20 protein-coding genes are annotated in these 20,996 nt (G+C 57.4%); 7 read left to right on the top strand and 13 right to left on the bottom strand.

The window, feature by feature from the left end; genetic code table 11:
- Window positions 1-58 precede the first annotated feature (58 nt).
- From CPH17_RS12215 to phoR, 4 genes are all read left to right on the top strand, one after another.
- A complete protein-coding gene (locus tag CPH17_RS12215; protein WP_441316751.1) occupies window positions 59-550 on the top strand; it encodes a chorismate--pyruvate lyase family protein in 492 nt (163 codons plus the stop codon).
- A 35-nt stretch (window positions 551-585) separates the two neighbouring features.
- Window positions 586-1,476 carry a 4-hydroxybenzoate octaprenyltransferase gene (gene ubiA / locus CPH17_RS12210; protein ID WP_074398213.1) on the top strand — a complete coding sequence of 297 codons (891 nt, stop codon included), beginning with the start codon at window positions 586-588 and terminating at the stop codon, window positions 1,474-1,476.
- Window positions 1,477-1,572: 96 nt separating this feature from the next.
- On the top strand, window positions 1,573-2,262 hold the full coding sequence (gene phoB / locus CPH17_RS12205) for a phosphate regulon transcriptional regulator PhoB (protein ID WP_074398215.1): 690 nt from the start codon (window positions 1,573-1,575) through the stop codon (window positions 2,260-2,262).
- 2 nt (window positions 2,263-2,264) lie between these two features.
- Window positions 2,265-3,590, top strand: coding sequence for a phosphate regulon sensor histidine kinase PhoR (gene phoR, locus CPH17_RS12200; protein WP_096299685.1), 1,326 nt, complete (start codon window positions 2,265-2,267; stop codon window positions 3,588-3,590).
- 557 nt (window positions 3,591-4,147) lie between these two features.
- Here the strand turns inward: phoR and cysZ are convergent.
- The 6 genes from cysZ to CPH17_RS12170 form a co-directional block, all read right to left on the bottom strand.
- Entirely contained in the window at window positions 4,148-4,879 is a 732-nt protein-coding gene (gene cysZ / locus CPH17_RS12195) for a sulfate transporter CysZ (RefSeq protein ID WP_096299683.1), read from the bottom strand.
- Window positions 4,880-4,960: 81 nt separating this feature from the next.
- Window positions 4,961-5,689 carry a phosphate signaling complex protein PhoU gene (phoU, locus tag CPH17_RS12190; protein WP_027337263.1) on the bottom strand — a complete coding sequence of 243 codons (729 nt, stop codon included), beginning with the start codon at window positions 5,687-5,689 and terminating at the stop codon, window positions 4,961-4,963.
- 28 nt (window positions 5,690-5,717) lie between these two features.
- Window positions 5,718-6,533, bottom strand: a complete 816-nt coding sequence (gene pstB / locus CPH17_RS12185) for a phosphate ABC transporter ATP-binding protein PstB (protein ID WP_096299681.1) — start codon at window positions 6,531-6,533, stop codon at window positions 5,718-5,720.
- Window positions 6,527-7,924: a phosphate ABC transporter permease PstA gene (pstA, locus tag CPH17_RS12180; RefSeq protein WP_096299679.1), complete on the bottom strand. Its 1,398-nt coding sequence runs from the start codon at window positions 7,922-7,924 to the stop codon at window positions 6,527-6,529. Before pstA ends, pstB begins: the two co-directional genes overlap by 7 nt.
- Complete coding sequence (locus tag CPH17_RS12175) at window positions 7,921-9,033, bottom strand: ABC transporter permease subunit (RefSeq protein WP_096299676.1); 1,113 nt, start codon at window positions 9,031-9,033, stop codon at window positions 7,921-7,923. The genes pstA and CPH17_RS12175 overlap by 4 nt, the downstream gene beginning before the upstream one ends.
- A 101-nt stretch (window positions 9,034-9,134) precedes the next feature.
- Complete coding sequence (locus tag CPH17_RS12170) at window positions 9,135-10,091, bottom strand: PstS family phosphate ABC transporter substrate-binding protein (RefSeq protein ID WP_074398227.1); 957 nt, start codon at window positions 10,089-10,091, stop codon at window positions 9,135-9,137.
- A gap of 106 nt (window positions 10,092-10,197) precedes the next feature.
- On the opposite strand from CPH17_RS12170, the gene CPH17_RS12165 reads away from it, so the two are divergent.
- Complete coding sequence (locus CPH17_RS12165; RefSeq protein ID WP_074398229.1) at window positions 10,198-10,611, top strand: acyl-CoA thioesterase; 414 nt, start codon at window positions 10,198-10,200, stop codon at window positions 10,609-10,611.
- 67 nt (window positions 10,612-10,678) lie between these two features.
- Here the strand turns inward: CPH17_RS12165 and CPH17_RS12160 are convergent, their stop codons facing one another.
- The 4 genes from CPH17_RS12160 to hexR form a co-directional block, all read right to left on the bottom strand.
- Entirely contained in the window at window positions 10,679-11,773 is a 1,095-nt protein-coding gene (locus CPH17_RS12160) for a TRAP transporter substrate-binding protein (protein ID WP_074398231.1), read from the bottom strand.
- A 108-nt stretch (window positions 11,774-11,881) separates the two neighbouring features.
- Window positions 11,882-12,361 (bottom strand): phosphate-starvation-inducible PsiE family protein, encoded by a 480-nt coding sequence (locus CPH17_RS12155; RefSeq protein ID WP_074398233.1) that lies wholly within the window; start codon window positions 12,359-12,361, stop codon window positions 11,882-11,884.
- 78 nt (window positions 12,362-12,439) lie between these two features.
- Entirely contained in the window at window positions 12,440-14,638 is a 2,199-nt protein-coding gene (gene uvrD, locus CPH17_RS12150; protein WP_096299674.1) for a DNA helicase II, read from the bottom strand.
- Between the two features lie 220 nt (window positions 14,639-14,858).
- Window positions 14,859-15,716, bottom strand: coding sequence for a transcriptional regulator HexR (gene hexR, locus CPH17_RS12145; protein WP_074398237.1), 858 nt, complete (start codon window positions 15,714-15,716; stop codon window positions 14,859-14,861).
- Window positions 15,717-15,968: 252 nt separating this feature from the next.
- Here hexR and CPH17_RS12140 point away from each other — a divergent pair, with 252 nt between their 5' ends.
- Complete coding sequence (locus CPH17_RS12140; protein ID WP_074398238.1) at window positions 15,969-16,187, top strand: PA3496 family putative envelope integrity protein; 219 nt, start codon at window positions 15,969-15,971, stop codon at window positions 16,185-16,187.
- A gap of 102 nt (window positions 16,188-16,289) precedes the next feature.
- Here the strand turns inward: CPH17_RS12140 and CPH17_RS12135 are convergent, their stop codons facing one another.
- Together CPH17_RS12135 and CPH17_RS12130 are read right to left on the bottom strand one after the other, a co-directional pair.
- Window positions 16,290-17,633, bottom strand: coding sequence for a sodium-dependent transporter (locus CPH17_RS12135; RefSeq protein WP_096299672.1), 1,344 nt, complete (start codon window positions 17,631-17,633; stop codon window positions 16,290-16,292).
- Between the two features lie 159 nt (window positions 17,634-17,792).
- Window positions 17,793-18,647 carry a DUF72 domain-containing protein gene (locus CPH17_RS12130; RefSeq protein ID WP_074398242.1) on the bottom strand — a complete coding sequence of 285 codons (855 nt, stop codon included), beginning with the start codon at window positions 18,645-18,647 and terminating at the stop codon, window positions 17,793-17,795.
- A gap of 196 nt (window positions 18,648-18,843) precedes the next feature.
- On the opposite strand from CPH17_RS12130, the gene hglS reads away from it, so the two are divergent.
- Window positions 18,844-20,214 (top strand): 2-oxoadipate dioxygenase/decarboxylase HglS, encoded by a 1,371-nt coding sequence (gene hglS / locus CPH17_RS12125; RefSeq protein WP_074398244.1) that lies wholly within the window; start codon window positions 18,844-18,846, stop codon window positions 20,212-20,214.
- Here the strand turns inward: hglS and CPH17_RS12120 are convergent.
- Entirely contained in the window at window positions 20,188-20,982 is a 795-nt protein-coding gene (locus tag CPH17_RS12120) for an IclR family transcriptional regulator domain-containing protein (RefSeq protein WP_074398246.1), read from the bottom strand. The two genes, hglS and CPH17_RS12120, sit on opposite strands and share 27 nt — an antisense overlap.
- Window positions 20,983-20,996 lie beyond the last annotated feature (14 nt).

Here is a 20,996-nt window from a genome sequence, read left to right as displayed (position 1 = left end):
TATTGGGTCCGTCCCTGATTTGCCATGTTGGCGACCCGTCAAGGCATTGCGACCGTCGATGAGCGCGGCGTGGTGGCAGTGGGTTGCCTCCACAGACTCATTGACAGCGCGTATTATGGCAGCAGGCGGCGAGCGGCCTTTTCGCGTGCAGCTGTTGCGCCAGGGCGTTGGGCTACCTCAGCCGCATGAGGCCCAGGCGCTGGGCCTAGCGGCACGGCGCTATGCCTGGCTGCGCGAGGTGGCCCTATGCATAGATGATACCCCCTGGGTGGTTGCGCGCTCGGTTGCCCCTCTTGAGACGCTCAGAGGCCAGTGCCTGGAAAACCTGGGGGAGCGGTCGCTGGGTAGTTGGCTATTTAGCCAGCCTGACCTGGTACGCGGCCCGCTATATGCCACGCGTCATGCACCTGGGTTTGTTTATCCCTGTGACAAACGCGTTAGCAGCCAGTGGGGGCGACGCTCGGTTTTCCAACACGCGGGGCTATCGCTGCTGGTTCAAGAATACTTTTTATCGACCATGGCGGATGATCTTGCGCTGCCTTCGCGCTAGGCTAACGCTGCGTCTCTTGGATGGGTGAGGTAAGCATGGATCGTTCTCTACTGCGGCCAACGGGAATGGGTCGCCTGATGGATTTTATACGGCTGATGCGGCTGGATCGGCCGATCGGCACCTGGCTGCTGATGTGGCCCACGCTATGGGCCTTGTGGATGGCCGCTGAAGGTGTACCAGGGCGCGACGTGCTATTGATCTTTATCGCCGGGGTCTACGTGATGCGCGCAGCGGGGTGTGTGGTCAACGATTATGCTGACCGCCACGTTGATGGCTATGTGAAGCGTACCCAACATCGTCCGTTAGCCACCGGGCGGATCAGTGAAACCGAAGCCCAGTTGCTGTTTATCGGGCTGGTGGCTGCGGCGTTTATGCTGGTGCTGTTAACTAATTGGTTTACCGTTTTGCTGTCGGTGGGCGGCGTATTACTGGCGTTCATCTACCCGTTTATGAAGCGCTACACGCATTTCCCTCAGGTGGTACTCGGCGCGGCTTTTTCCTGGGCGATTCCGATGGCCTTCGGGGCGGTCTTGGGCGATGTGCCGGTGGAGGCGTGGTTACTGTTTTTTGCCAATCTGCTGTGGACCGTCGCCTACGATACCCAGTACGCCATGGTCGATCGCGACGACGATATCAAGATCGGCATCAAATCCACGGCCGTGCTGCTGGGCAACGCCGACCGGCTGGTAATTGGTCTGCTTCAGCTTGCCACGCTGGCACTTTTGGCTTGGGTGGGCGCGCGCGTCGGTTTGGGCGGTTTTTTCTGGCTTGGTCTGGCGGGTATGGCGGCGACGTTCATCCACCAGCAGCGTTTGATCCGTCAGCGTGAGCGGGACCCGTGTTTCCAGGCATTTTTGAATAATCATTGGTCAGGTCTACTGGTGTTTGCCGGGATTGCGCTGAGTTGGTGGCCGATTGCTGGCTAATCCCTGGTAATGTCATAGAATTGTCATCAAGTCATGGTGTGATCGTCATTGACATGTCACTGGATTACTTTCTATCGAACACCGTGAGGCTCTGGAATGACCGCCAAGACCGTACTGATCGTCGATGATGAGGCACCCATTCGCGAAATGATCGCGGTGGCGCTGGAAATGGCTGACTATCGTGTTCTTGAAGCGGACAACGCCCAGGATGCCCACGCCATGGTAGTTGACCACCAGCCCGACCTGCTATTGCTTGACTGGATGATGCCCGGCACGAGTGGCATCGAACTGGCCCGGCGTCTCAAGCGAGAGGAGGCGACCGCCGAATTGCCAATTATTATGCTCACCGCCAAAGGCGAAGAGGATAATAAAATTCAGGGCCTGGAAGCGGGGGCCGACGACTACATCACCAAGCCGTTTTCGCCTCGCGAACTGGTGGCGCGTTTAAAAGCCGTGCTGCGTCGCGCTACGCCTCGCGGCGTAGAAGATCCTATCGAAATTAACGGATTACTGCTTGATCCGGTAGGCCACCGGGTAAGCGCCTACGGTAAAGCGCTGGATATGGGGCCCACCGAGTATCGATTGTTACAATTCTTTATGACCCATCAGGAAAGGGCCTATACGCGTAGCCAGCTGCTCGATCAGGTGTGGGGAGGCAATGTCTACGTGGAAGAGCGCACGGTAGATGTTCATATACGTCGGTTACGTAAAGCCCTGGGCGATGCGCACCAGAACTTAATCCAAACGGTACGCGGTACTGGCTACCGCTTTTCCGCGCGAGTTTAACCTTGCGTTTGTGGAGCCGTGAATTGTGGCGCTTGGTGGGATGGGCGGCACTCGGCACGTGCTTGGGCTGGCTAGTCGGTATGCCTGGGCTAGGGTTAGCCGCTGGCTTCGCCGTGTGTTTGGTCTATCACTTGCGGCAATTACGCGCCGCATATCGCTGGCTGACGCAACAGCCGCAGGATGAGCCACCCGCCGCACGCGGCCTTTGGGGCGAGCTATTTGACCGCCTATACCGCTATCAGAAAAGCCAACGGATTACCCAAAGTCGTCTGCGTACGACGCTTGCCCGCATTCAAGAGTCCTCTGAGGCCATGCGTGACAGTGTGGTGATGCTCGACCGTCACGGCGACCTGGAATGGTGGAATAGCGCTGCCAGCGATATGCTAGGGCTGCAAACGGCCCACGATCGCGGCCAGCATATTACCAATCTGCTGCGCGACCCGCGTTTCATCAGCTACTTTAATGCGCGTGACTACGGTGAGCCGCTGACACTCACATCGCCAATAGACGAACGGCGCATTCTGCAGTACCAGATTACCCTTTATGGTGACGATGAGCGTTTAGTTATGGCGCGCGATATCACCCGGTTGCATCGACTAGAGCAGATGCGGCGAGACTTTGTGGCCAATGTTTCCCACGAGCTACGTACGCCGTTAACCGTGCTGTCGGGGTATCTTGAAACCTATGGTGAACTGGCTGATCAGCTCCCCCCTCGCCTGGGGCGGGGAATTGAGCAGATGGAGGCCCAAACACAGCGCATGCAGAATTTGGTAAATGACTTACTGCTGCTGTCTCGCTTAGAAATTGATCAAGGCGGTCAAGATCATCAGCATCTTGATGTGACCGCCTTGTTAAACAGTGTAGGAGCTGATGCTCTGGCGCTTTCTGATCATCAGCATACGCTTAGGGTCGACAGCGATTACCCCGCACAGCTAGTGGGTAGCGAGCAGGAAATGCGTAGCGCCGTGTCTAACCTTGCCTTTAATGCGGTGCGTTATACCCCTCCAGGCAGCACGATCACACTGCGCTGGACAGCGTTTGGCCAAGGCGCGTGTATCGAAGTGTGCGACGACGGTGAGGGGATCGACCCCGTGCATATTCCGCGTTTGACCGAGCGGTTTTATCGCGTTGATAAGGGCCGCAGTACCGCGACCGGGGGCACCGGGCTTGGACTTGCCATTGTAAAACACGTCTTGTTGCGCCACGACGCTCAGTTACAAATTGATTCACGCCCGGGCGAAGGTGCTCTGTTCCGCTGTGTGTTCCCGGCGACCCGCCTCATTACCCCTGCCACTCCGCCGCGTAATGCGTCGTCGATGACGCAATAACCCTGCGCCGTGAGTGGATATTCCCGTTACATGTGTCATTACGACTCACAATGTGAGTATCCATTTGTCACGCTTCGCTCATGCAGTGATAGGAAGCATAAAAAAACAACTCTTTGTTATCATTACATAATAAATAGCTTAGTGGGTAGCTGGCACAGAGTCTGCTCTTAGATAAATACGACAGTCGCCTTGTATTGTAAAATGCAGAAAACTGTTGATACTTTTCTTTACATAGTAGGGAAAAGTAACTACGCTTAGATAGTGAACCGATGCGAGGCAAGGACGTCTTGTGTCAGCAGGGATGATTGAAGATTCACAGGATGAATCTAAAAGGCGATCACACTGCCAGTCAGGGTAACGTCCACGGTTGGAATCCCGCAAAAGGATTGGAAGCTGGTTAGCAACATCGCCTAAAATGATCACTGTCGAAGACCCCGCCACGGCGGGGTCTTGTTTTTTACTGGGTTCTATTCGATATCGCTCCCTGCGATATCACGCCATCGCCTCTCATTAACGCGATTTTTTTCCACACCGTCTTGCGGTTAATGCACATCTTCTCAAGGCTTGGTGAGCGTATGGACATCACGGTAGTGGTCGTCCCACATCAGCACGGCCCCGGCCACGGCCCCGGGAATCAAGAACAGGTTGGCCAGCGGTATCCAGGTCAAGAGCGTCACCACCCCCCCGTAGCTGAGACTTTGCCACCAACGCGCCGACAGGCGTCCGCGCATGTCTCGAAACGATACCTTGTTGTTATCCATCGGATAATCCAGATAGGTAATGGCCATCACCCAGGCCGAAAACAGCGCCCACAGCAGCGGCGCGAAAAGGTTGAGCCCCGGGATCCAGCCGATCACAAACAAAAGCGCGGCCCGAGGCAGAATGTACCCCAGCTTGACCAGCTCGCGGCCTAGCGCATCGAGCGCCGTTTTGGTCAGTCCGCGGTCATCAAGGGGTTCCCTGCCGACCACCTGACGCTCCACCTTGGCGGCGAGAAAGCCGTAAAATGGCGCGGCGATAAAATGGGTGACCAGGGTGAAGGTGAAAAACACCACCACCAGCAGGCTTAAGAAAAATATCGGCCAGATCAGCCATGACAGCCAATCGAGCCAGCCAGGGACGGCACTCATCCAGCTGGCCAGCCAGCCCGAAAAGCGCTCGAGCACGATGTGCAGCATGGTGCCGTAAACCAGCACGTTGACCAGAATGGGCAGGAAAATATAGCGCCTCAGCCCGGGGCCGTACACACAGCGTGTACCCCGGCTGATGGCAGTGACCGCGTCTAGCATGGAAAGTATGACTCCTCGTTGATCGCAATGCCCTGGCTGCCGCGCAGCCAGGGCGTATTGCATGAGGAATCAGGGGGCAGGTCAAGACTTTTTCGGTGCCGCCTGCTGATCCAGGGTGTCGGGATCGGTATGACGGATATCCAGCCCCTTGACGAGGTAGACGACGTGTTCGGCCAGGTTGTTGGCGTGGTCACCGACGCGTTCCAGCGCACGCAGCACCCACATGACGCTGAGTACCGAGGTGATCGAGCGCGAATCCTCCATCATGAAGGTCATCAGCGAGCGCATGGCGCTGCCGTACTCGCCGTCGACAAACTCATCCTCGCGGATGACCTGCATGGCAAGCTCGGTGTCGAAGCGGGCAAACGCCGTCAGCGAGTCACGCAGCATCTTGCGGACGTGTTCGCTGATGTGGCGGACTTCGACCAACCCGCGAACGGTATTGCTGTTTTCGCTCAGCGTCAGGGCGTTGCGGGCGATCTTGCTGGCTTCATCGCCAATCCGCTCTAGATCGGAGGTGGCGCGGATGACCGCCAGCACCAGGCGCAAATCCGAGGCAGCAGGCTGGCGGCGCGCCAGCACGCGGGTACACTCATCATCGATTTGGATCTGCAGGTCGTTGACCTGACGGTCGTTATCGCGGACCTTTTCGGCCAACCGCGAATCGTTTTCCAGCAGCGCAAAGACAGCGTCTTGCACCTGTTTTTCCACCATCCCGCCCATGGCCATCAGGTGGGTCTTGAGCTCTTCCAACTCCTGGTTGAATTGGCGCGAGATATGCGTGCTGTGGGTATCGCTGGTAATGTCCATGGAGCCCTCCTAACGGGGTTGCGGCAACCTAAGCCATGCGGCCGGTTATGTAGTTTTCGGTTCGTTGTAAACGAGGGTTAGTGAAAACGTGGTCGGTGGGGCCGTACTCCACAAGCTCCCCCTGCTGCAAAAAGGCGGTGTAATCGGACACCCGAGCCGCCTGCTGCATATTGTGAGTCACCAACACTAACGTTAGCTGAGATTTCAGATTACGGATCAGCTCTTCGATCTTAAGCGTGGAAATGGGATCAAGCGCTGATGCAGGTTCATCGAGCAACAGGACATCTGGCTGAACCGCCAGGGTGCGCGCAATCACCAGACGCTGCTGTTGCCCGCCGGACAGCTGCCAAGCGGAGCGATGCAGGCGATCTTTGACTTCATCCCATAGTGCTGCCGACGTCAGTGCCCATTCGATAATATCGTCCCGCTGGCGCTTGGCGAGCCGCTTTTGCAGGCGCAGACCAAAGGCGACATTCTCGTAGATCGACATCGGGAAGGGGTTAGGGGTTTGAAACACCATGCCTACCCGACGGCGAAGCTCTGTCACGTTAACCTCCGGGGCATGAATGCTTTGCCCTTCGAGACTGATAACACCGCTGTGGCTGACCGATTCATTAAGATCGTGCAGCCGGTTGATTGCCCTTAACAGGGTCGACTTGCCACACCCCGAGGGGCCGATAAAGGCTGTCACACGATGCCGGGGCACCTGCAGCGTAAGCTGTTGCAACGCCGGTTTCCCCGTGTAGGCGAGGCTAAACTGGTCAATGTTCAGGCAGCACTGCTCCGCTGGAAAAAGCGTCACGGGCGCCTGCGTGGCGTGATCGACATGTCGAGATGCTAGCATTCGCTTCCTCGCTGACGACGTAGATGATGACGCAATAATATGGCAGTTAGGTTAAGCACCAACACAATCAGAACTAATAATAGAGCAGTGGCATACACCAACGGGATAGCGGCCTGGACATCTTCGCCGTGAAAGGCGGTGTCAAACAGGTGGTAGCCAAGGTGCATAAACTTGCGTTCCAGGTGTAAGTAAGGGAATTCTCCGTCGAGTGGCATCTGCGGCGCGAGCTTAGCCACCCCGACCAGCATTAATGGTGCTACCTCTCCGGCCGCCCGTGCCACGGCTAGAATGACCCCGGTTAGCATGGCCGGTGTGGCCATCGGCAGCACGACACGCGTCAGCATTTCAAGCCGCGTGGCCCCCAGCGCCACCGCGCCTTCACGCTGCGCCTCGGGAATCCGCGCAAGCCCCTCTTCGGTGGCCACGATCACCACCGGCAGGGTGAGCAGGGCGAGGGTTAACGATGCCCATAACAAGCCGCCGGTACCAAAGGTAGGCGACGGTAAGGCGTCGTCGAAGAACCACTCGTCGAGTGAGCCACCAATGCCGTACACAAACACCCCCAGGCCGAACACGCCATATACAATCGACGGCACTCCTGCGAGGTTGCGAACGCCAATACGCACCAGTCGGGTAAGCGGCCCTTGGTGGGCAATCTCATTGAGGTAGATGGCAGCCAGCACGCCAAACGGGGTGACGATTACCGACATTAAAATGACCATCAGCATGGTGCCGAATATGGCTGGCCATACGCCGCCGCTGGTATTAGCCGCACGCGGCCCCTGACTTAAAAATTGCCAGACATCGCCCCCCCAGGCTTGAATTTTTTGCCCCACATTCATGGCATTCGGCGCTTCGACGTTAAGCACGGGGGCGAGTGACTGGCGCAACGTTTGCCCTTGGGGCGTGCGCAAAGTGAGCTGATAGTGGGCGCGTTGTGCCGTTGGCAGCGGCAGCGCTTGCTGCACTTGCTGCCAGGCTTCACGGCCGCTAAAGCGTTCGCCATTGACCTCAACCGCCTCCAGATAGCCGATAAAGTCGCCCCAGGTGCGCCGCTCCAGGCGCAGCAGGTTCGCCGGCTGGGTCTGCCGGGCAATGGCGTCGATAGCCACCCAGCGCCAGCGGGCGTCGTCGACGTCGCGATTGCCCGTAAAGTAGAGGCGCTCGTGACCTTCCTGGTCGGGGAGCGGCATCTCGCGTACCGCCTCGCCCGCCACTACGTCACCATTGTCCAGCGTGACTTCGTCCAACGCAGCGGGCCAGAAATGGCCTAGGCCGCGCGTTAGCAGTAACGCAAGCAAGGCACCCAGCATCAGCAATGAGAGTGCAACGCTGCCTGCGCATAACCAGGGCCAGACGCCCTGCTGCATGGCGCTTTTCAGCCACTTCATGGAACACCCCCTATGCGCTGATAGCGTCGACGCAGTCGTTGACGTACCACTTCCGCCAGGGTGTTGACGAAAAAGGTGAACAAAAACAGCACCAGCGCCGCCAACACCAGCATGCGATAGGTGGCACCTCCGGCGGCGGCTTCGGGCAGCTCAATGGCGATGGCGGCCGCCATGGTGCGCATGCCCTCGAAGGGGCTGGCGCTGAGCAGCGCCGTATTGCTGCTGGCCATCAGCACGATCATGGTTTCTCCCACCGCTCTGCCCGCGCCAATCATGATGGCGGAAAACAGCCCCGGCCCCGCGGCGGCAAGCGCCACCTTGATCACCGCCTGCCAGCGGCTAGCGCCCAGCGCCTGAGCCCCTTCCAAGAGCGGCCGGGGGACCTCGGTAAGGGCATCTTCGGCGAGCGAATAAACGCTGGGGATGACGGCGAAACCCATCGCCAAGCCAACAATCAGCGCATTGCGAGTGACGTAGTCGAGGCCAAACCATTGGTAAAGGTGTTGGCGGAGATCGCCGCCCCAAAAGGCCTGCTCCACCAGCGGGGTTATCCATAGGGCCACCATAAACATGGCGATGAGCCAAGGAATCAGCCACAACGCCGCCCACGAAAGCGGCAAGCGACGCTGCCAACGGCGAGTCGCCAGGTGCCAAAGCAAGCCAGCAAGCCCAGCGCTGAGCGGCAGCCAAAGTAGCACTACAAGAGTGCTGGCCAAGTGACGCTCGACCCAAGGCGCGAGCACCATACCGGCAATAAAACCCACTACCACGCCAGGGATGGCCTCCATCATTTCCAGCGTTGGCTTAATGCGACTGCGTAGCCGCGGGGACATGAAAAACGCCGAGTAAGCCGCCGCTCCAAGCGCCAACGGTAGCGCAAACAGTAGCGCCATCAGAGCGGCTTTTAGCGTGCCCCAGGCCAGCGGTGAGAGCGTTGTCAACGAGGCGCGATCGTTGCTCAGTAATAAGGGGGCTGCTTCCCAGACTAAAAACACCCCAATGCCCAATACCGCCAACAGCACGCCAATGCCGCCGGCGGTGATGAGTCCGGTGGCGATACGGTCTTTTAAGTGGCGGTACGGCGGAGAAGAAAACCGAGCGCGGGTCATGTGACGATCATGGACAAGTCAGCGATAGGATCAGCGTGTGGGCTTGCATGGGAACTCCTTACGTTACGGGACCTTTGTGACAGTTAAATGACAATATCTGCCTACCATGCCCGCTGAGCCTCTAAGGCGTCTAGTGGCAGGGGAACAAAGCCTGCGGCTCGGGTAATCTGTTGGCCTTCAGCGGACATGACCAGATCCAGAAACGCGCGTTCTGCGGAAGGCAGCGACTCACCTGGCGGCAGGTTGACGTAAACATACAAGTAGCGCGATAACGGATACTCGCCGCTTTGGATGGCAGTTTCGCTCGGTGGCACGGCGTTACCCTGCTCGGTTGCCAGAGGGAGCGCCCTCACCGACGGTGTTAGGTGGTTATAACCCGAGTAGCCCATGGCTGCATAGGACTCCCCGACTGCCGCGACGACCGCTGACGCGCCCATGTACTCGCTGATATCAGGTCGAAAGTCGCCGTCGCATAGCAAGCGCTGACGGAACAGGCCGTAGGTGCCCGAGGTAATGTTACGTCCATGCAAGGCGATAGGCCCGCTTGGCCCCTCATCGCCCGGCGTTAGTGCCTCCCAGCGAGATACCGAGCGCTCGCTGCCGCAAGCCCGAGTGGTCGAGAAAATCGCATCCACGTCTTTAAGCGAGATGGCAGGCAATGGATTATGGCGATGCACAATCACGATTAACGCATCGCGCGCCACACGAAGTTCTAACGGGGGATAGCCGTAACGCTCAACAAAGGCGTCGCGTTCTTCATCGGTCATGCGCCGCGACATGGGCCCGATGCGGGTGGTACCGGCGAGTAACGCGGGCGGTGCGCTGGCAGAGCCACTGGCTTGAAATTGAACGTTGATATCTGGATGCTCGGTAGTAAGCGCTTCGCCCCAGCGCAACATCAGCCCGGCCATGGTGTCCGAACCGACAGTGCCCAGGGTACCGCTTGCCGAAGGCCCCTGGGATTGCGCCCAACTCGCAAGCGGCAAGCCCAATAGTAGCCAGGCCAAGCCTAGGGCCGCGAGATATTTAATGCGTAAAGCGAAACCGTTACTATTCAATCGAATGCTCTCTTGTGATTAACTATCTGCGTATTGCGATGCAACAAGGTGTGCCTTAGAGGGCGACCTGATATTCACAATAATAAACCGACAAAGCGACCGACACATGACACTGCTGGATACCGATTTGGACGATGTGCCTGCTCCCCAAGGAGAACTGACCCTTAAACTACTGGCCTCACGCCAGGATACCAATGTTTACGGCGATATTTCCGGCGGCTGGTTGGTTAACCAGATGGATCAAGCGGCCGAGCTGGCAGCTGGCCGAGAGGCCGGGGGGCGAACCGCCACCGTGGCCATTGAGGCGATGGATTTTTTAAGTCCGGTGCGGGTGGGGTCGATGGTGAGCGTGTATACCCAGCTTCAAGAGGTGGGTCACAGCTCAATGAAAATCGACGTAGAGGTCTGGGTGCGTGCGCTGCACGAGCCGCATCTGGAAGAGCGCCAAAAAGTCACCGAAGCGCGTTTTGTGATGGTGGCGCTGGACGACAACGGCCGCATTCGCGCGGTGCACGGCTAACCTAAACCAAAAAAGGACGCTTGTTTAAAAGCGCCCTTAATACAACTCTTCACCGTTTTTGAGTAGCTTAACCGCCTACGTTATCACGGCTTTTCAAGTACGCGTATTCGCCGACATCGTTGAAGGGGCGGACGATTTTCTGGAACGCTGAATAGGATTCATATACGCGGCGTGATTCCTCATCGTCGTCGATCTGGCGTTGGATGGCTTCCTGGGAGCTTTGGTAAAGCGCCTTCATGACATCTTCAGGGAAAGTGCGCAACTTCACGCCATGCTCGTCGACCAGCGTTTCGAGAGCCTGGGCGTTACGGAAGGCAAACTCGCTGTACATCGCCAGGTTCGACGCGCGGGCAGCTTCGGTGATAACCGCCTGGAGATCTTCAGGTAACTCGTTCCAGGCATCCAGGTTGATCGTGCCTTCCAGCACCGCGGTTGGCTCGTTCCATACCGAGGTGTAGTAATAGTCAGCCACTTGGTGCAGGCCGAATGCCAGGTCGTTGTAGGGGCCGACCCAGTCGGCGGCATCCAAAGCACCGGTCTGCAATGAGGTGAAAATCTCAGACCCAGGCATATTGACGGTGCTTACGCCGATGCTGTTCATGGCTTCACCGGCCAAGCCCGGCAAGCGCAGCTTAAGGCCCTGCATATCCTCCAGCGAGTTAACTTCTTGCTTAAACCAGCCCCCCATCTGCGGACCGGTATTGCCGACCGCAAAGGGTTTCAGGTTGTGCTGCTCGTAAATTTCATCCCACAGTGCCTGACCGTCGCCATGATAAAGCCAGGCGTTCATTTCAGTGGTGGTCATGCCGAAGGGCACGGCAGTGAAGAACTGCGAGGCAGCGACTTTTCCGCGCCAATAGTAAGATGCCGAGTGACCCATTTCAGCGGTGCCGGCCGCGACGGCATCAAAGACTTCGAGCGCAGGCACCAGTTCACCCGCACCGTGAACGGTAATTTTCATGCGGCCGTTGGAAAGCTGTTCCACGCGGCGGGCGAAGTCGTTGGCGCCGGTACCTAACGCGGGAAAGTTTTTTGGCCATGAGGTGACCATGTCCCAGGTATAGGTTTCGTCGGCGCGGGCGCGAGACGTGGATACAAAGGGGGCAGCAGCAGCCCCAGCGACGCCAAGGCTGGCGGTTTTGAGAAAGTGACGGCGTTGCATATTGAGCAAGACTCCAAGAGTTATCACGCTGTTGTTATAGGGGCGCTGGGTGCGCCTTGTCCGCCAGCCAGTATGCGATAAAGCGAATTTTTCCCGCAAGCTTTATGGTCAATCGTCGCTCGCATCTTTCATGCGGTTGGCATGCCGAACCAGCCAGTAACAGCCACCGAGGGCCAACACCGCTGCTGCCAGCGCGCCAATTTGCCATGGGTCGATGGTTTCCATGTCCAGCACCATAAATTTGCGTACCAACGCCATAATGGCAATCAGCACCACGATTTCGACGTGGATAAAGCCTTTGCCGCTGGTCATCGTGCGGATGATCGAGTTATTGAATTCCATGGCAATCAGCACGGTAAGGATCATGTCGAACAGCGCTTGAAACACGCGGTAGTCGAAGGGGTCGCGGCTTTGAATGAATAATAGCTGCACTACATGAATGACCAGATGATACATGGCGACCAGCACGGCCCCGCCGATAGCGAGGGCCAGTACCAACGATACCATGCGCTCAAAACGATGGTAGCCGCTGAGTTCTGACCAGCCGTTGCACACTTCGGGGAATAGGCGTTTCAAGCGTTGTTTCATAAGGTCCTCTGCACGGCGCAATGGGTGCGTGAGTATAGGCGCAAGTAATGGCGCGTGAACGTCCCGGTCACGGGCGGTTTACAGAGGCGTTAGCTTAGCAAATCCGAGCACCAGCCATTTAACGCCTTCACCTTCAAAGCTGACCTGCACCCGGGCACGGGCACCCTCGCCTTCGGCGTTGAGAATGACCCCTTCACCAAAGACCGGATGCTCCACCCCCTGGCCGACATGCAGGCTGGGCAGGTCGCCGTGGCTTTCGACGCTTTGCTGGGCAAAAGACGTGCGCGAGGCGGTAACCGGGCGTGAAATATGCCCGCGCAGGCGTACTTCTTCGAGCAGGTGCGGCGGCAGCTCGCGTATAAAACGCGAAGGCCGGGGAAACACCTCTTTGCCGTGCAGGCGGCGGGTTTCGGCGTGGGTTAAGTAGAGTTTTTGCATTGCCCGGGTAACGCCCACGTAGCACAGGCGGCGCTCTTCCTCGAGCCTACCTGGCTCTTCCAGCGACATCTTGTGAGGAAATAGCCCTTCCTCGACGCCGGCAATAAACACCACGGGAAATTCCAAGCCCTTCGCCGAATGCAGCGTCATCAGCTGCACGCTGTCTTCGAACTCTTCGGCTTCGTGATCGCCGGCGTTGAGTGCCGCTTCGGATAAAAACGCCTCCAGCGCGGCCATGCCCTCACCGGCTTCAGGGGTTTCGAAGGCATCGCCGTGGGTAAACGCCCGTGCGGCGTTGACCAGTTCTTCGAGGTTTTCTACCCGTGCCTGGCCTTTCTCGCCGCGTTCGCTTTGGTGGTGCTCAATCAAGCCCGTTTTGGCGGTGACGTGGTCGATGATGTCATGCAGCGGAAGTCCTGAAACGTCGTTGTCCAACGCCTCAATCAAATTGGCGAATGCCTGCACCGCGTTGGCTGCGCGGCCTTTCAAGGTGCCATCGTGTATCGCGTCGTGCAGCGCCTGCCACAGCGGGATGTTCTGTTCGCGGGCGCGTAGGCGGACGATTTCCACCGTACGGGTGCCAATGCCCCGGGTGGGGACGTTAATTACCCGCTCAAGAGAGGCGTCGTCGTCGCGATTAAGCAATAGGCGCAAATAGGCCAGGGCGTTTTTAATTTCCAGCCGCTCGTAGAACCGATGGCCGCCGTAGATGCGGTAGGGCATCCCCTGGCGGATCAGTGTCTCTTCCAGCAGTCGCGATTGCGCGTTGGAGCGGTAGAGAATGGCGATATCGCGGCGGTTCAGTCCTTCATCGACTTTCTCTTTGATGGTGTCGACGATGAAGCGCGCTTCTTCAAGGTCGTTAAAACCGGCGTATATCGAGATGGGTTCGCCCTCGACGCCTTCGGTCCATAGCTGCTTACCCATGCGTTCGCTGTTGTGACTGATCAGCGCGTTAGCGGCGTCGAGAATCGCGCTGGTCGAGCGGTAGTTTTGCTCAAGGCGGACGGTGTGGGTTTGGGGGAACTCCTGCTCGAAGCGGCGAATATTCTCGACCTTGGCGCCACGCCAGCCGTAGATCGACTGATCGTCGTCGCCGACCACGGTCATCGGCGTCTGCATGCCGGTCAGCAGTTTGAGCCACGCGTACTGAAGCGTATTGGTATCTTGAAACTCATCGACCAGTAAGTGGCTGAATCGCTCGCGGTAATGCGCCAGCAACGCCGGGTTGTCGCGCAATAGCTCAAGGCTTCTGAGCAGTAACTCGCCGAAATCGACCAGCCCGCCGCGTTCGCAGGTTAGCTGATAGCGCTCGTAGAGTTCGCCCATCTGGCCTAGGTAGGCATCGCCGTCGACGTTGACCTGATGGGGCCGCAGGCCTTCTTCCTTGCAGCCGGAAATAAACCCCTGCACCTGGCGGGGCGGGAAACGCTCGTCGTCGATGGAATAGTCTTTGAGCAGGCGTTTGACCAGCCGTAGCTGGTCGTCGGCATCAATGATCTGGAAGTGTTGTGGCAGTCGCGCATCTTGCCAGTGGGTGCGCAGCAGGCGGTGGGAAATTGAGTGGAAGGTGCCCACCCACACATTTCGCAACGATAGCCCCAGCAGCGCTTCCAGCCGGGTGCGCATTTCGCGGGCGGCCTTATTGGTGAAGGTCACGGCAAGCAGCGCATAGGGCGACAACCCTTCGGCTTGCATCAACCAGGCAATACGGTGCACCAGCACACGGGTTTTGCCCGAGCCTGCGCCCGCCAGTACCAACAGATTGCCTTGCGGGGCGCTAACCGCTTCACGCTGGTCGGAATTAAGCTGATCGAGTATCGCCGTGACGTCGTCCATATAAGCCGCTGCCGGGTCGAAAAATGGGCGGTCAGTTTAGCACAGCCATTGAACTGGCTGTGCATACAGGTATGACATCTTCACAACTCACTACCGAGGGCAGGTCTCCGCGAGGGCGCTACTTTCGCCATCTGACCGCCATGGCTGGCGGAAATGCCGGAAATGTCGGGAACATTTTCCGGCCATGGCGAAAAAACCTCGCTTCAACCTTCCCTAAGACTTATTGGGAGTCTTCCGGGAAGCGCAGCGAGTTAAGGCTTTTCTTAACCGATTTGAGCTGTTCGGCGAGCTTCGGGCCGCGGGTTTTGGCCACGCCCACCGCGAGCACGTCGACCAGTACCAAATGGGCGATGCGTGAACTCATCGGCGTGTAGATTTCGGTGTCTTCGTGCACGTCAATATACAGCGGCAGGGTGACTTCTTCCGCCAGCGGCGAGTCGCTGGGGCACAGGCCAATCACCGTCGCGCCCGCCTCCCGGGCTAGCCGTACGCTTGCCACCAGCGCCTTGGTGCGCCCGGTTTGCGAAATGGCCACCACCACATCACCTTCTTTGAGCGTCACCGCCGACATGTTCTGCATGTGGGGGTCGGCGTAGGCCGAGGTGGAAATCTGTAACCGAAAAAATTTGTGTTGGGCATCAAACGCCACCGCGCCTGACGCGCCATAGCCATAAAACTCGACGCGATTGGCCATCGCCAGCGCATTTACGGCACGGCCCAGGGCATCGTTATCGAGCCGGTCGCGAACCGACAGCAAGGTGCCTACCGTCGAGTCGAAAATGCTATGCGAGAATTCGGCGACTGAATCGCTATCGTTCATCGAGAACTGGGCAAATTGGCTGCCGGTGGCCAGCATTTGTGCCAGCTGCAATTTAAAATCCTGAAAGCCATTGCATCCCAGGGCGCGGCAGAAACGCACCACGGTGGGCTCGCTGACTTTCGCCTCGGTAGCGAGGTCGACGATCCGCATGTGGATCACTTCTTCGGGATTGCGCAGTACAAACCGCGCCACTTTCTGCTCGGAGCGGCGAAAGTGCTCCATGCGGCGTCTCATTTCATCGAACAGGGCGCGACTCACGTTTAGCTCCTTAATCAAGCGGCGCAGCGTTATATGCTAGGCGTGCGACCAGTATGCCTGAGTGACGCACTAAATGGGCAAGCAAGCATTGCGCCCACGTTAGTTTGACACGGCGTTAGATGACGGTTTTTTGAATTGGTCATCATTTTGTCAAGTAGGTTATAGTAAGAAATGAAGTGTCGCACTGCATCATCTAACAGTCGTCACCGATGCAGGTGGACGAAGGCATATTCACCTGGAGGAACGTCGATCATGCGAAACGTCGAACGCATCACCTCGGTTAAGAGCGAACTGCTCGATATTTTCATGAGTATGGAAGTAGACGAACACGCCCAACGGCGGCGTAGCGCAGCGCAACGTAACCTGCGCGCGCGTCGAGGCATTGAACTACACCGGGAATTTCAAAAACTATCGCAGGATATCGCCCCCTTGCCGGACGAAGATGAACGGCAAGAGAGCGAACTGCACTGAGAAATGTACTAAGCGGCTATGCCTTAAGGGAAGCTAAGCCGTTTTAGAGCATGCTAATTATAGGCGCTTGGCCCTGCTACGCGCAGAGCCAAGCCGACCCTATTAAAGAAAGCCGGTGATGAACACCACGATAACGCCAATCGGTGCGATAAAGCGTGCCACGATGTTCCATACGCTGGTTCCTGTCGCGGACAAGGCAAGCTCTTGCTCGACGCTTTTGCGCTCCAGACACCAGGCGACAAATACTACCGCGCCAAGACCGGTGAGCGGCAGCAGGATCTTCGCCGTAAAGGTATCCAGCAAGTCGAAGATATTCAGCCCAAAGACCAAAAATTCTGACCATAGGTTGAACGACAGCAGTGCCGCGACGCCCAATAGCCAAACGGCAACGCCGCTAACCAGCGTCGCGGTAATACGTGACAGCGATGTGCGCTCTTCCAACATTTCGACGGTTGGTTCCAGCAGCGAAATCGCTGAGGTGAGCGCGGCAAAGGTCAGCAATAGGAAGAACATCAGCCCCAGTATGGCGCCACCGGTCATACTGCCGAATGCGATAGGTAGCGTGACAAAGATCAATCCCGGGCCTTCGCCAGCGCTTAAGCCGTTGGCAAACACAATCGGGAAAATCGCTAGGCCAGCTAGCAGCGCAATGACGGTATCAATAATAATGACCGTGCGCGCCGTGCTCAGCAGGTTAACGTCTTCGCCGAGGTAGGAGCCGTAGGCCATCATAATACCCATGCCCAGCGAGAGCGTGAAGAATGCCTGGCCCATCGCGGCCAGTACCACGCCGCCATCCAGTGCGCTCAAGTCGGGGCTGAACATAAACGCCAGGGTTTCACCAAAGTGGCCCGTGGTCATGCCGTAACCCACCAGAATCAGCATCAAAATGACCAGTGCCGGCATCAGTGAGCGCACCGCACCCTCCAGCCCTTTGGTCACACCTCGGGCGACAATACCCACCACCAGCACCATAAAGGCGCTGTGCCATAACAGCAGCGTCCCGGGGCTTGCCAGCATGCCGTTGAAGATCTCACCAACGCTGTCGGAATCCTGGCCGCTAAAGGTGCCAATCACCGAGCTCAAGGTATAGTTGAGCGACCAGCCACCAATCACGCTGTAGAAAGACAGGATCAAAAAGCCGGCCAGGACGCCGCTGATACCGACCAGCGCCCACCCCTGGGACTGGCCGTTTTCCTTGGCCAGCTCGCGCATACTGTCGATGGGGTTTTTCTGGCCGCGCCGACCGATCATCCACTCAGCGAGCAAAATAGGCACACCGACCAGCGCCACGCAGGCAAGGTATACCAGCACGAACGCGGCACCGCCGCTTTCACCCACCATGTAGGGGAATTTCCAGATATTGCCTAGGCCTACTGCAGAGCCTGCAGCTGCCAGCACAAAGGCCATTTTCGATGACCACTGTGCATGTGCAAGTTTTGCCATACATCACCTGTTAATTAATTGTAATGAGACTGTTGTCGGCGCGTTGCACCGCTATTCGAAAAACCACAGACAGAGGATTGCCTACGTTATTTTTCGAAAGTACGCGCAATTTATCCGATCAGTGCCTTGCATGCCAGTCAGCATCGCTAAAAAGGCAGGCTAAAATAGCTGGCTCTGCTTTTCATTGGCAAATGGGCCAAGCGGTGGTAAAGGCGTAATGTCATGGACGGCGCTATAGAGCATGCGGGCTAACGCGGGCGACTCCCGGTTATCCGCTGTATGCACAAATAAGAAAGGGGTTTTCCCCTGATTTATCCACAGGGAAAGGCGTGATTTCCAGGCATTGAAGTAGTCAATGTTAATGGTTTTGTCAATATGGCCAATAAAGCGAATGATAGGATGATCTGCTGTCGAAAGCACGTGTAATGGGAGTTTCGGCTTTTCTTGCTGAGCATGGGCAAGCCCGGGATGGCTATTGGCCGACGTCGAAAACAGCGGGCGGACGTCGAGCATCACGCGGTTGGCTCGATAAGTTATCAACAGGCGGTTAAGGGCTTGCTCAGCCGTTCCCTTGTGGAAAAAAACAGGGTGTCGGACTTCCACGGCGCAGGCTAAATGAGCAGGCCAATCGGCGAGAAGGGCTTCCAGCTGCGGTAACTCATCGGGGCCAAAATCGCGGGGAAGCTGGACCATTGTGGGGCCTAACCGATCGTGAAGCGGGGCTAGGGCGTCTAAAAAGGCCCAGGCCTCTTCTAAGCGCGTTAAGCGCTGATCGTGGGTGACGCTAGCGGGAAGTTTGAAGCAAAAACGAAAATGCGCGGGCGCCTGGCGTGCCCAAGCCGCTACCGTTTCTGGCTTTGGGGCACCGCTATAAAAGGTGGTATTGCCTTCTACGCTGGAAAACACCGCCGCATAATCGCTGAGCAGGTCAGTTTTGGCGTGACGCGGATAGAGCGAGCCCAGCCAATCCGTGTTGGCCCACATGGGCAAGCCGATATAAAGCGGGCACGTCATGGTATTGAGTCTGCCTCAAGGAAAGTGGTCATTAATGTAACAGCCGGGCGCGTGACCTCCCAACGCTGCCGACCGATACCGATGGCATTTTGATGAAGCTAAGGGCGGAAAATATGCAATTGTCGGTGAAACAGGCGCGGTACTATCTTATCAAGCTCATACTTACCCAGTTCTTATTGCTTTCAAGGAGCGCACGATGAGTGCAGCGCACGTCAGCAGCGACGACATTCGCGATCAGTTTTCCAAGGCAATGTCGGCCATGTACCAGCAGGAAGTCCCGCAATACAGTGCCCTGCTGTCATTGGTCGCGTCGGTGAACGAAGAGGTGCTGGCTGCATCCCCGGCGCTGCGTGACACGCTAGTAGCGAACAACGATTTGGCGCGCATTAGCGTTGAGCGTCATGGCGCGATTCGCGTTGGCACAGCTGAGGAACTTTCCATGCTGCGGCGCATGTTCGCGGTGATGGGGATGCAGCCCGTTGGCTATTACGATTTAGCCGCCGCAGGCGTACCGGTACACTCTACGGCATTTCGACCGGTCGACGATGCGGCGCTTTCGCGCAACCCCTTCCGTGTATTCACTTCTTTGTTGCGCCTGGAACTGATCGACGATCCCGCGCTGCGCGAGCAGGCCAGCAAGATTCTCGATGCCCGCCATATTGTCACCCCGCAGGCGGAAGCCTTGATAGAGCGTTTTGAACGCCAGGGTGGGCTAACCGCTGAACAGGCTGAGCAGTTTGTCCATCAAGCATTGGAAACGTTTCGCTGGCATGAACAGGCCACGGTCGACCTGGCGACCTATCAGCGCTTGCAGCAGGAGCATCGGCTGATTGCTGACGTAGTGTGCTTCAAGGGCCCGCATATCAACCACTTGACGCCGCGTACCCTGGATATCGACGAGGTGCAGCGGCGTATGCCTCAGGTGGGTATTGACCCCAAAGCCATCATCGAAGGGCCTCCACGCCGTCGTTGCCCGATTCTGCTGCGCCAAACCAGCTTCAAGGCGCTGGAAGAGCCGATTTCGTTTGCCGATGCCGCCCAGGGGCATCACACCGCCCGCTTTGGCGAAATCGAGCAGCGCGGCATTGCACTGACGCACAAAGGGCGGGCACTGTATGACCGTTTATTGGGCGACGCAAAAAGCGCGACGGTCGCAGATAACGACACTCACCAGACCCGCTTATCGGCAGTGTTTGAAGCCTTCCCGGATGATGATGCCACCCTGCGCCGCGAGGGCCTGGCTTTTTTCCACTACCACGCCGCGCCCGGCGCCAAGGTGGCCGGCTCTATCGACACAAGCGATGTGGAAGCGTTACTGGAGCAGGGTGCGCTAACGATCTCTCCCATGATTTACGAGGATTTTCTGCCGGTCAGTGCGGCGGGCATTTTCCAGTCGAACCTGGGCGATAAAGGACACAGCGGCTACGCCCGTGACGCCAACCAGCGACAGTTCGAGCAGGCGCTGGGCGTGCCGGTGATCGATGAAGTTGCGCTCTACGCAAAACGCCAGCAGGCATCGCTAGAGCAGGCGCTTGCGCAATTAGCTGGTAATGCTGGTACGAATTAGTCGAGCCTTTTCCTGCAATAGTGGCAGGTGATTATTTAATAGCGTGTCCAAGTCGATTCGGGCGGCGTTGGTGCTGATATTGATCGCGCCTAATAGCTTGCCGTTGGCGTCAAACGCGGGTACTGCCAATGAGCGTAGACCGGGGTCAAGCTCTTGGTCGGCAATGGCATAACCCTGTTGACGGACTTCTAAGATGCATTGTTTGAGCTCGTCTTTATCGGTCACGGTTTTTTCTGTATAGCGAGTGACCTCTAGCCGCGACAGAAAGGCATCAAGTTCGGTTTCGGGGAGTTGGGCGAGCAGTACCCGCCCCATGGACGTGTGCGCTGCTGGTAAGCGAGTACCTATCGAGAGCGTAATACCCATTAGCCGGTGGGGAGCCGCTGAGCGCGCCACGTAGATAACCTCATCGCCATCCAACACAGCTAGCGATGAGGATTCGCCGCTCTCCTGAGTAATGTCTTCCAAGTACTGTTGAATAACACTGCGGTAGTTGTTGGCAGATAAAAAGGCATAGCCGAGTTGCAGCACACGGGGTGCGAGTTCAAAGTAGCGTTGTTGTTTACGTACATAGCCCAATGCATGCAATGTCAGCAAAAAGCGTCGTGCTTTGGCGCGATTCATGCCGGTGCGGGATGCCACCTCGCTAAGCGTCATTCGAGAGTGGCTTTCATCAAATGCTAGAATCACTTCCAAGCCGCTCGCAAGTGCTGTTACGAAGTCGCGGTCATCGGGATCAAGTTTGTCTTCCTGAACCATTGCATCCATGGGTCGGCAGGCCA

This window comes from Halomonas sp. hl-4, assembly GCF_900215475.1.
In the GTDB taxonomy this organism is placed as follows: Bacteria; Pseudomonadota; Gammaproteobacteria; order Pseudomonadales; family Halomonadaceae; genus Vreelandella.
The sequence above is the reverse complement of the archived record's forward strand: the minus strand, read 5'-3'. Positions and strand labels throughout refer to the sequence as shown.

Bases quoted from the DNA above. Each gene is read 5' to 3' on its own strand.
- CPH17_RS12215 (WP_441316751.1), top strand. From the start codon at position 59: ATGAGCGCGGCGTGGTGGCAGTGGGTTGCCTCCACAGACTCATTGACA.
- ubiA (WP_074398213.1), top strand. From the start codon at position 586: ATGGATCGTTCTCTACTGCGGCCAACGGGAATGGGTCGCCTGATGGAT.
- phoB (WP_074398215.1), top strand. From the start codon at position 1,573: ATGACCGCCAAGACCGTACTGATCGTCGATGATGAGGCACCCATTCGC.
- cysZ (WP_096299683.1), bottom strand. From the start codon at position 4,879: ATGCTAGACGCGGTCACTGCCATCAGCCGGGGTACACGCTGTGTGTAC.
- phoU (WP_027337263.1), bottom strand. From the start codon at position 5,689: ATGGACATTACCAGCGATACCCACAGCACGCATATCTCGCGCCAATTC.
- pstB (WP_096299681.1), bottom strand. From the start codon at position 6,533: ATGCTAGCATCTCGACATGTCGATCACGCCACGCAGGCGCCCGTGACG.
- pstA (WP_096299679.1), bottom strand. From the start codon at position 7,924: ATGAAGTGGCTGAAAAGCGCCATGCAGCAGGGCGTCTGGCCCTGGTTA.
- CPH17_RS12175 (WP_096299676.1), bottom strand. From the start codon at position 9,033: ATGACCCGCGCTCGGTTTTCTTCTCCGCCGTACCGCCACTTAAAAGAC.
- CPH17_RS12165 (WP_074398229.1), top strand. From the start codon at position 10,198: ATGACACTGCTGGATACCGATTTGGACGATGTGCCTGCTCCCCAAGGA.
- CPH17_RS12160 (WP_074398231.1), bottom strand. From the start codon at position 11,773: ATGCAACGCCGTCACTTTCTCAAAACCGCCAGCCTTGGCGTCGCTGGG.
- CPH17_RS12155 (WP_074398233.1), bottom strand. From the start codon at position 12,361: ATGAAACAACGCTTGAAACGCCTATTCCCCGAAGTGTGCAACGGCTGG.
- uvrD (WP_096299674.1), bottom strand. From the start codon at position 14,638: ATGGACGACGTCACGGCGATACTCGATCAGCTTAATTCCGACCAGCGT.
- CPH17_RS12140 (WP_074398238.1), top strand. From the start codon at position 15,969: ATGCGAAACGTCGAACGCATCACCTCGGTTAAGAGCGAACTGCTCGAT.
- CPH17_RS12135 (WP_096299672.1), bottom strand. From the start codon at position 17,633: ATGGCAAAACTTGCACATGCACAGTGGTCATCGAAAATGGCCTTTGTG.
- CPH17_RS12130 (WP_074398242.1), bottom strand. From the start codon at position 18,647: ATGACGTGCCCGCTTTATATCGGCTTGCCCATGTGGGCCAACACGGAT.
- hglS (WP_074398244.1), top strand. From the start codon at position 18,844: ATGAGTGCAGCGCACGTCAGCAGCGACGACATTCGCGATCAGTTTTCC.
- CPH17_RS12120 (WP_074398246.1), bottom strand. From the start codon at position 20,982: ATGGATGCAATGGTTCAGGAAGACAAACTTGATCCCGATGACCGCGAC.